The sequence below is a fragment of the Streptomyces sp. NPDC057543 genome (genome assembly GCF_042801895.1).
Lineage (GTDB): Bacteria > Actinomycetota > Actinomycetes > Streptomycetales > Streptomycetaceae > Streptomyces.
In genome coordinates, this window is sequence record NZ_JBHVFF010000017.1 from 40,118 (window position 1) to 50,172 (window position 10,055).

General features: G+C 70.7%; 7 protein-coding genes. 4 read left to right on the top strand and 3 right to left on the bottom strand.

What is annotated here, in order from left to right:
- The first annotated feature begins 265 nt into the window (after positions 1 to 265).
- Together ACFU8Q_RS05490 and ACFU8Q_RS05495 are read left to right on the top strand one after the other, a co-directional pair.
- Positions 266 to 3,472, top strand: coding sequence for a sacsin N-terminal ATP-binding-like domain-containing protein (locus ACFU8Q_RS05490; protein ID WP_384448138.1), 3,207 nt, complete (start codon positions 266 to 268; stop codon positions 3,470 to 3,472).
- A 203-nt stretch (positions 3,473 to 3,675) separates the two neighbouring features.
- Positions 3,676 to 4,551 (top strand): DUF5707 domain-containing protein, encoded by an 876-nt coding sequence (locus ACFU8Q_RS05495; protein ID WP_384448119.1) that lies wholly within the window; start codon positions 3,676 to 3,678, stop codon positions 4,549 to 4,551.
- Between the two features lie 49 nt (positions 4,552 to 4,600).
- On the opposite strand, the gene ACFU8Q_RS05500 is transcribed toward ACFU8Q_RS05495, so the two are convergent.
- Together ACFU8Q_RS05500 and ACFU8Q_RS05505 are read right to left on the bottom strand one after the other, a co-directional pair.
- On the bottom strand, positions 4,601 to 7,081 hold the full coding sequence (locus tag ACFU8Q_RS05500) for an HAD-IC family P-type ATPase (RefSeq protein WP_384448121.1): 2,481 nt from the start codon (positions 7,079 to 7,081) through the stop codon (positions 4,601 to 4,603).
- Positions 7,082 to 7,204: 123 nt separating this feature from the next.
- Entirely contained in the window at positions 7,205 to 7,531 is a 327-nt protein-coding gene (locus ACFU8Q_RS05505) for a DUF2530 domain-containing protein (protein ID WP_384448124.1), read from the bottom strand.
- Between the two features lie 219 nt (positions 7,532 to 7,750).
- Here ACFU8Q_RS05505 and ACFU8Q_RS05510 point away from each other — a divergent pair, with 219 nt between their 5' ends.
- A complete protein-coding gene (locus ACFU8Q_RS05510; protein WP_384448126.1) occupies positions 7,751 to 9,208 on the top strand; it encodes an NCS2 family permease in 1,458 nt (485 codons plus the stop codon).
- Between the two features lie 33 nt (positions 9,209 to 9,241).
- On the opposite strand, the gene ACFU8Q_RS05515 is transcribed toward ACFU8Q_RS05510, so the two are convergent.
- Complete coding sequence (locus tag ACFU8Q_RS05515) at positions 9,242 to 9,457, bottom strand: ribbon-helix-helix protein, CopG family (RefSeq protein WP_384448129.1); 216 nt, start codon at positions 9,455 to 9,457, stop codon at positions 9,242 to 9,244.
- A gap of 146 nt (positions 9,458 to 9,603) precedes the next feature.
- On the opposite strand from ACFU8Q_RS05515, the gene ACFU8Q_RS05520 reads away from it, so the two are divergent.
- The gene (locus tag ACFU8Q_RS05520) at positions 9,604 to 10,044 is read left to right on the top strand and encodes a MarR family winged helix-turn-helix transcriptional regulator (protein WP_384448132.1); all 441 of its coding nucleotides are present in this window, start codon (positions 9,604 to 9,606) and stop codon (positions 10,042 to 10,044) included.
- Positions 10,045 to 10,055 lie beyond the last annotated feature (11 nt).

Sequence of the window (10,055 nt, forward strand, 5' to 3'; positions counted from 1 at the left end):
GTGACGTGGACCGCGGGCCCGCCCGGTGAACCGGTTCCGTCCTCGAACTCCCCCATAGCCTTGAGGGCATGGGGGGACCCCCTCGACGGGCTCGAATCTGTCGCCCGTACGTCGACGAGTCCTGCCCGGAACCGGGGCGGACGCCTTGCCACCCGCGTGGAGCGCCGTTCGCGGAGCCCGCCCGGCGAGAGGACCCGGTACCTTCAGGCGCACACTGGCGGCACGGGCAAGGCGTAACCGGAAAGAGCGGAGTCAGAGCGTGAGCATGAATGCGACCGAGGGGGCCGATCCGTTCGGGACCGCACGGATGCGACGCGGCGTGCTCGACGCCTGGGGCGCCGGCCCAGCCAGGTTCCGCGAGGACGCCAACGCCGAGGAGGACCTCGCGCTCGGCGGCTACCGCGACCGCCTCGTCGTCGAGCTGGCCCAGAACGCCGCCGACGCCGCCGCCCGCGCCCAGGTCCCCGGGCGGCTCCGCCTCACCCTGCACGCGGCGACCGGGGACGCCCCCGCCGTACTAGCCGCAGCCAACACCGGCGCCCCCCTCGACGCCACCGGCGTGGAATCGCTCTCCACCCTGCGCGCCTCCGCCAAGCGCGAGGGCCACGAGGGAGCCGTCGGCAGGTTCGGCGTCGGGTTCGCCGCCGTGCTCGCGGTGAGCGACGAGCCCGCCGTCGTCGGCCGGCACGGCGGCGTTCGCTGGTCCCTCGCCGAGGCCCGCGACCTCGCCGCCCGCGCGGCCGTCGCCAGCCCGGGCCTCGGCGACGAGCTCCGCCGCCGTGACGGCCACGTACCGCTGCTGCGGCTCCCGCTGCCCGCCGAGGGCACCGCACCCGACGGGTACGACACCGTCGTCGTCCTCCCGCTGCGCGACGGCGGCGCCGAGGACCTCGTGGTCCGGCTGCTCGACGCGGTCGACGACGCCATCCTGCTCACCCTGCGCGGTCTCGACGAGATCGTGATCGAAACCCCGGACACCGTACGGACGTTGCGCCGCTCGCAGCACGGCCCGTACACCCACGTCGAGGACTCCGCGCACGGTACGCACCGCTGGCGCACCGTCACCCACCACGGCCCCGTCGAGCCCGCCCTGCTCGCCGACCGGCCCCGTGAGGAACGGCTGCGCCCGCACTGGTCGGTCACCTGGGCCGTACCCGTGGACGCGGAAGGCGCCCCCGTGCGCCCCCGCACCGCCTCCGTCGTCCACGCGCCGACCCCCACCGACGAACCCCTCGGCATCCCCGCGCTGCTCATCGCGTCGCTGCCGCTCGACACCACCCGTCGCCACCCCGCGCCCGGCCCGCTCACCGACTTCCTGGTGCAACGCGCGGCCGACGCGTACGCCGAACTGCTCGCCGGCTGGCAGCCGGTGGCCGTCGACACCATCGACCTCGTCCCCGGACCGCTCGGCAAGGGCGAACTGGACGGCGCCCTGCGCGGCGCGATCCTGGCGCGGCTGCCGCGCGTCGCGTTCCTGGCGCCCGCCGCCCCGCGCGACGCCGCGGCCGAAGCGGACCGGTGGGACACCTGGGACGCGCAGCCGGACGGCATCCGCGAGGCGGCCACCACCGCGCTGCGCCCCATCGAGGCCGAGGTGCTGGAGGGCGTCGGCGCCGAGACCGTACGGGTGCTCGCCGAGGTCCTGCCCTGCCTGCTGCCCGCCGGACTGGAGCGCCGCAGCGAACTGCGCACCCTCGGTATCGCCCGCGTCCCGCTGACCGAGGCGATCGACCGGCTCGCCGGACTCGAGCGCGACCCCGGCTGGTGGCGGCGGTTGTACGACAGCCTGTCCGGCATCGACCCGGACCGCCTCTCCGGCCTGCCCGTCCCGCTGGCCGGGAAACCGGAGACACCGGAGTCGGAGGCCCCGGCCGCGCCCCGCACCACCATCGGCCCCCGCCAGGTCCTCCTCCCGCTGCCCGACGCGCTCACCGGACCCGTCCTCGGCCGGCTCGCCCGGCTCGGGCTGAAGGTCGCGCACCCGGACGCCGCCCATCCCCTGCTGGAGAAGCTGGGCGCCCTGCCCGCCACGCCACGCGCTGTGCTGACCACCCCTCAAGTGCGGGCCGCCGTCGCCGCATCGCTGGACGCGGGCGAGATCTGGGACGAGGACGCGCTGGACGTCGACGAGCTCGCCGAGACCGTCCTCACCCTTGTACGGGACGCCGGTCTGACCCCCGGCGACGAGCCCTGGCTCGGTGCGCTCGCCCTCCCCGACGAGGACGGCGAACCGGCCCCCGCCGGTGAACTCGTCCTGCCCGGCAGCCCGTTCGCAGCCGTCATGCGGGAAGGTGAGCTCGCGCTCTGTGAGCACGAGTTGGCCGAGCGCTGGGGTGAACAGCCGCTCACCGCCTGCGGGGTGCTCGCCACCTTCGCCCTCGTGAGGGCCACCGATGTCGTCCTGGACCCGGACGAACTGGAGCCCAGGGAGGGCGACTTCGCCGAACCCGACGACGCCGGTCTGCTCGACGCCGTCGACGTGTGGTGCGAGGACGTCCTCGACCAGCTGCCGGATTCTCCCGTGCCGCCGGTCGCCACCGAACTCGTCGCCGTCCGCGACCTGGACCTCGTCGACGACGACGCCTGGCCGCAGGCGCTCGCCCTGCTCGCCCGGCCGCCGCTGCGCGACGCGCTGACCCAGCCCGTGCGGGTGTTGCTGCCCGACGGCACGACCCGGTCCGTCCGCCCGTACACGGCCTGGTGGCTGCGCGACCACCCCGTGATCGACGGCCGCCGCCCGGCCGGTCTGCGCGCGGCGTCCGGCGACCCGCGGCTGGCCGGACTGTACGAATCCGCCGACGCCACCGGCTTCGACGACGCCCAGGTGCTGCGCGCCCTCGGCGTACGGACCTCCGTGGCCGCCCTCCTCGACGAGCCCGGCGGCGCCGCCGAACTCCTCGGCCGGCTCGCGGACGAGAACCGCGAGGTCGGCCCCGTGCAACTGCACGCCCTGTACACGGCTCTGGCCGATCTCGACCCCGAACAGGTCACGCTGCCCGACGCGTTGCGGGCCGTGGTCGACGGCGAGGTCCGGGTCGTCGACGCGGCGGACGCCGTGATCGCGGACGCCCCGGATCTGCTGGCGCTGACCACCGGGCTCGCGCTGCTCCCGGTCGCCCCGGCGCGCGCGGCCGAAGTGGCCGAGCTGTTCCAGGTGCGGCGGCTCGGCGAGACCGTGGCGGCCGAGGTGACGACGGAGGGCGAGGAGCATCACGTACCGGATTCGGTGCGGGTCCTGCTCGGCGCCCGGACTCCGGACACGTACGTCGAGCACGGTGAACTGCGCGCGGGCGGCGTCGAACTGGACTGGCGCCGAACCCCCGACGGGACCGTGCACGCCGCCACGCTGGAGGGCGTCGCGGCGGGCCTGGCCTGGGCGGCGGGGCAGTGGCCGCGCCGCTTCGAGGTCGCGGCGCTGCTGGAGGACCCGTCCCGCACGGAGGAACTGGCCCGGGATCGCTGGTTCGACTGAGACGGGGCTCGCAACGGCGGTCGGAGCGCCCGCCCGGCGGTACCCACGGGCGGGGGGAATCTTCGCAGAAAGTTCGACTTTGTGTACAACCCTTCACATGCGTGAAGGGTCTGGTCTGACGAGTCACCAGACTCTCAGACCCAACGAGCCCCGCTCGGGTCGCATCACATACTCGCGGGGCCCTTTCTCCACTGGGGAAATACATGCGTATTCGTGCCACCGTGGCCGCTGTCTCCGGCGCCCTGGCCCTGTCCGCCCTGGCCGTCCCGGCCGCCCACGCGGATGACGCCGCGAACCTGCCGAACATCCCGACGTCGGCGGCCGAGATCTTCGACATCGCCCCGCAGGGCGCGTCGAAGGCCGCCCGTGCGGCGGCCACGTCCGAGCCCGTCATCTCCAAGGTCGTCGTCAACGGCGGCAAGGGCATCGTCCTGGGCACCACCGCCTCCAAGACGGTCTCCGCCTCGATCACCGCCTCGCACCCCTCCGGCATCTCCGACGCCTTCGCCGCCCTGTGGCACGGCAAGGACCTGTCCTCCCCGGACACCGTGGACGGGGCGTTCGTGCCGAACGAGGACGCGGCCAAGTGCACCAAGGTCAACGCGACGACCTCCACGTGCAAGCTGACCTTCACGATCGACCCGCGCTACGACCTGTACAAGAACTCCCTGGCCGGTACCTGGAAGGTCGCCGTGGTCGTGCTCTCCGGCGATGAGACCAGCGCCGCCGAGAACCAGTCCTACAGCACCGCCCGGGTGCAGCGGGCGTCGAAGCTGACGGTGAACGCGGCTCCGGAGCCCGTGAAGAAGGGCCAGACCATCACGGTCACCGGCAAGCTGTCGCGGGCGAACTGGGAGGACCACAAGTACCACGGCTACACCAGCCAGCCGGTGAAGCTCCAGTTCCGCAAGAAGACCAGCTCCACGTACACCACGATCAAGACGATCAAGACGAACAGCACGGGCAACCTGAAGACGACGGTCAAGGCGTCGGTCGACGGCTACTGGCGTTACAGCTTCGCCGGTACGTCCACCACCCCGGCCGTCACGACCGCGGGCGACTTCGTCGACGTGAAGTAGAGCTGTAGGAGCCCGTAGTAGCCCCGTAGCCGGGGAGGTACTCGGGGAACTACACCGGGAAGCGGCGGCCGACCAACCGCCAGGCGTACTCCAGGCCGGCCGCCGCCACCACCGCGATCCCCACCGCGGTCCACGGCATCACCGCTCCCACCAGCTTCAGTGCGAAGAACTGCTGCAGCCACGGCACCACCAGCACGATCAGGAACGCCAGCCCCATCGCCGCCACCAGACACACCCGCCACCAGGTGTACGGACGGGCGATGATCGCCAGGACCCACATCGAGACCAGGAACAGCGTGAGTGTCGCCACGCTGGTCTCCGCGTCCAGCGCCCCGGTACCGGAGTAGTAGTGCCGGGCGGCCATGTACGTCACGAAGGTGGCGGCGGCCGCGATGACGCCCGACGGGATCGCGTACCGCATGACGCGGCGCACGAAGTGCGGATGGGCCCGTTCCTTGTTGGGGGCGAGGGCCAGGAAGAACGCCGGGACGCCGATCGTCAGCGTCGACAGCAGTGTCAGATGGCGCGGCAGGAACGGGTAGTCGACCTGGAAGCAGACCACCAGGATCGCCAGCAGCACCGAGTAGACGGTCTTGGTCAGGAACAGGGTGGCGACCCGGGTGATGTTGCCGATCACCCGGCGGCCCTCGGCGACGACGGACGGCAGGGTCGCGAAGCTGTTGTCGAGCAGCACGATCTGGGCGACGGCCCGGGTCGCCTCGGAGCCCGACCCCATGGCGACGCCGATGTCGGCGTCCTTCAGCGCCAGTACGTCGTTGACGCCGTCGCCGGTCATCGCGACCGTGTGGCCGCGGGACTGGAGGGCGCCGACCATGTCCCGCTTCTGTTGCGGGGTGACCCGGCCGAAGACCGCGTTCTCCTCCATGGCAGTGGCCATGTCGTCGGGGTCGGTGGGCAGCCGGCGCGCGTCCAGGGTGTTCCCGGCGCCCGGCATGCCGAGCTTCCCGGCGACCGCGCCGACGGAGACCGCGTTGTCGCCGGAGATGACCTTCGCGGCGACCCGCTGGTCGGCGAAGTAGGCCAGCGTCCGGCCGGCGTCCGGCCGCAGCCGCTGCTCCAGGACGACCAGCGCGCTCGGTACGGCCCCGCCGGCGACGTCCGGCCCTTCGAGCTCGCCCTCCGCGCGGGCCAGCAGCAGCACCCGCAGCCCCTGCTCGTTGAGCTGCTCGATCTCGGTGAGCGCCGGGTCCTGCTCGGGCAGCAGGACATCGGGGGCGCCCAGCAGCCAGACCGATGCCCGGCCGCCGCCCTCGTCGAACGCGGCGCCGCTGTACTTGCGGGCCGAGGAGAACGGCAGCGCCTGCGTGCACCGCCACTCCTCGCCGTCGGGGTAGGCGTCGACGATGGCCTGGAGGCTGGCGTTGGGCCGGGGGTCACTGGCGCCGAGGGCGCCCAGCACGCGCCGTACGTACGCGTCGTCCGCCCCGCCCAGCACCCGCACCTCGGTGACGTCCATGCCACCCTCGGTGAGCGTGCCGGTCTTGTCCAGGCAGACGACGTCGACGCGGGCCAGCCCCTCGATGGCGGGGAGTTCCTGCACCAGGCACTGCTTGCGGCCGAGCCGTACGACCCCGATCGCGAAGGCGACCGAGGTGAGCAGCACCAGGCCTTCCGGAATCATCGGGACGATGCCGCCGACGGTCCGCGCGATCGACCCCTTGATGTCGTTGCCGTTGACGACGAACTGGCTGATGATCAGGCCGATCGCGGACGGCACCATCATCCAGGTGACGTACTTGAGGATGGTGGAGATGCCGGTGCGCAGTTCGGACTGGACGAGGGTGAAGCGGGACGCCTCCTCGGCGAGCTGCGCGGCGTAGGCCTCGCGGCCGACCTTGGTGGCGGCGAACGAGCCGCCGCCCGCGACGACGAAGCTGCCGGACATGACGAGGTCGCCGGGCTGTTTCAGCACCGGGTCGGCCTCGCCGGTGAGCAGCGACTCGTCGATCTCCAGGCTGTCGGTCTCGGCGACCGTGCCGTCCACGACGACCTTGTCGCCGGGGCCGAGCTCGATGAGGTCGCCGAGGACGATCTCGGAGGTGGAGATCTCGGCCGAGACCCCGTCGCGCCGCACGGTGGGTTTCGCCTCGCCGATGACCGCGAGGCCGTCCAGCGTCTTCTTGGCCCGCCACTCCTGGACGATGCCGATGCCGGTGTTGGCGATGATCACGAAGCCGAAGAGGCTGTCCTGGATCGGCGCGACGAACAGCATGATCAGCCAGAGCACGCCGATGATCAGGTTGAACCGGGTGAAGACGTTGGCGCGGACGATCTCGCTGAGGGAACGCGACGAGCGGACGGGTACGTCGTTGACCTCACCCCGGGCGATCCGCTCGGCCACCTCGGCAGCGGTCAGCCCACGGGCGTTCCCGGCCGGGGCCGGCAGCTTCACGGGGTGGACCGGGTCGAGCTCGGCCCCGGCGTCGATCATCGCCGGTCCGGGGCGGTCGGCCGAACCGGAAGCACCGGGGGTCTGCTCGCCGGAGGAATGGGGTGCCCGCTGCGTCATGGTTCCGACGGTACGGGTGGAACGTCCGAATCACCCACCGGGGATCCGAAGATCAGACCGGGGGAGGAGGGGAATGGTCCTACGGGGGTATGGAACCCGGATTACCTGGTGGGACGCGTCACGTCACGCAGGGGCGTCCGAGGTGCCTTGATCGTCCGGCCCGGTGTCCGAGGCCGAAACCCCGGCCGACTCCTCCTCGGCGGCGGCCGCAGCGGCCCGCTTGATCGCCGCGTCCCGTCCCCGTACGTACCAGATGCCGATCAGGCCGAGTCCCGCGCCGGCCAGGCAGGTCCACACCCACCACGCGTGTCCGTGGTCGTCGAACCAGCCGTAGAACGGGAGCTGGACCAGGAAGAGGACGAACCAGAGGATCGTGCCGCCCGTGATGGTGGCGACAACGGGCCCCTCCAGGGGCTCGGGTGCCTCGTGCTTCGGTGTCCACTTCGCCATGGCCTCAGTGTATGGGGCTCCCCGCGACCCCCTCCCGTAGCCCGTAAGGACGGCATACATAAAGGCTGTCGACCCAGCGGGCACAGCGGTCTACGCGCGGAGATAGCGATCTTCGCCTTATGTATTCATACTGAATCTGCTTGCGACTGTCTCGAATTATTCGTCTGAACGTCCAAAGCTGACCACTTTTAACCCCCCTACGTACGACTGAGGTCCTACATGTCCCCCTCGGCCACCGCTTCGGTCGATTCCACGCAGTCCTCGGGTCCTCAGCCGCACAACGGACTGGATCGCTTCTTCAAGATCTCCGAGCGGGGGTCGTCGGTCGCGCGCGAGATCCGTGGCGGATTTGCCACATTCTTCGCAATGGCGTACATCATCGTGCTGAACCCGATCATTCTCGGCAGCGCGAAGGACATGTACGGGCACCAGCTCAACAGTGGCCAGCTGGTCACCGCCACCGTGCTGACCGCCGCGTTCTCCACACTCCTGATGGGCGTCATCGGTAATGTGCCGATCGCGCTGGCCGCCGGCCTCGGCGTCAACACCGTCGTGGCCCTCCAGCTCGCCCCCAGGATGAGCTGGCCGGACGCGATGGGCATGGTCGTCCTCGCGGGCATCGTGGTCATGCTGCTGGTCGCGACCGGGTTGCGCGAACGCGTGATGCACGCCGTACCGAAGTCGCTCCGCAAGGGCATCGCGATCGGTATCGGTCTCTTCATCCTGCTGATCGGTCTGGTCGACTCGGGGTTCGTCTCCCGCATCCCGGACGCCGCGCACACCACCGTGCCGCTCCAGCTCGGCAGCGACGGTCACCTCACCGGCTGGCCGGTCCTCGTCTTCGTCATCGGCGCGCTGCTCACCCTCGCGCTGCTCGTCCGCAAGGTGTCGGGCGCCATCCTGATCTCCATCGTCGCGATGACGGTCGTCGCGCTGATCATCGACGCGATCGCCGATCTGCCGGGCGAGGCATGGGGTCTGACCGTCCCGAAGTGGCCGGGCAACCCGGTCGCCACCCCGGACTTCGGCCTGATAGGTCACGTCAGCCTGTTCGGCGGCTTCAGCAAGGTCGGTGTGCTCACCGGCATCCTGTTCGTCTTCACTGTGCTGCTGTCCTGCTTCTTCGACGCGATGGGCACCATCCTCGGTGTCGGCGACGAGGCGAAGCTGACGGACAAGGACGGCAACTTCCCCGGCATCAACAAGGTGCTGTTCGTCGACGGCATCGCGGTCGCCGCGGGCGGTGCGACCTCCGCCTCCGCGGGCACCTGCTTCGTGGAGTCCACGGCGGGTGTCGGCGAGGGCGCCCGTACCGGCCTCGCGAGCATCGTGACGGGTCTGTTGTTCACGGTGGCGCTGTTCCTGACGCCGCTCGCGACCATGGTCCCGTCGCAGGCGGCCACCCCGGCGCTGCTGGCGGTCGGCTTCCTGATCATCTCGGGTTCGGTGCGGGACATCGACTGGAGCGACTACACGCTGGCCATCCCGGCCTTCCTGGCGATGCTGATGATGCCGTTCACGTACTCGATCACCAACGGTATCGGCATCGGCTTCATCGCCTTCTCCGTGCTGCGGGTCGTGGCCGGGCGCTGGCGCGAGGTGCCGGCGGCGATGTACGTGGTGTCCGCGGTCTTCGTCTTCTACTACGCGATGCCGGCCCTCGGCCTCACGTCGTGACCGCTGCCCCCCTGATCCGCGCGGTCCCGAGGCTCACGTGACCTCTTCCGCCCTGATCCCCGCGGTCTCTTCCGACCCGTAGAACTTCTCCGTCTCGTCGACGGCCGCCTTGAAGCGCTCGTCGAAGTCATCGCGAATGAGCGTCCGGGCGACATAGTCCTGGACGCTCATTCCGCGTTTGGCGGCATGCTGTCGGAGCCGGTCGAGCAGCTCACCGTCAATCCGCAGGCTGAGCACAGTCGATCCCATGGCAAGCAGGGTTACGGCCCAGGAGGTCGGTTCGCGTCATTTTCCGGATCCGGCTCACTCGTTCGGGTGATCGATTGGGGCAGTCTGCCTCTCGCGCGTGTAACACGAATGGTCTTTAGGGTAGGTAATGAGGTATCCTAATAAACATGCCTGACCTGATCCACGACGGCGACAGTGCGGCCGCCGTGAGCTCCCTTCGCTCAGCCGTGATGCTGCTCGGCCGACGCCTGAAGCACCAGCGCGTCGACGAGTCACTGAGCCCCACCGAGATGTCGGTGCTCGGCACGCTCGCCCGCTGCGGCTCGGCCACGCCGGGTGAGCTGGCCCGCAAGGAGCATGTGCAGCCTCCGTCGATGACTCGCATCGTCGCGCTGCTGGAAGCGAAGGGGCTGGTCAGACTGGAACCGCACCCCGATGACCGTCGTCAGAAGATGGTCAGCCAGACCGAGCGGGCGGAAGCCATGCTCGAAGAGAGCCGCTCCAAGCGGAACGCCTGGCTGGCCACCCTCGCCGAGGGCCTGGACGAGGACGAGTGGGAGACGCTGCGCAAGGCGGCGCCCGTGCTGGAGAAGCTCGCCCACATGTAGCGGGGCAGGCC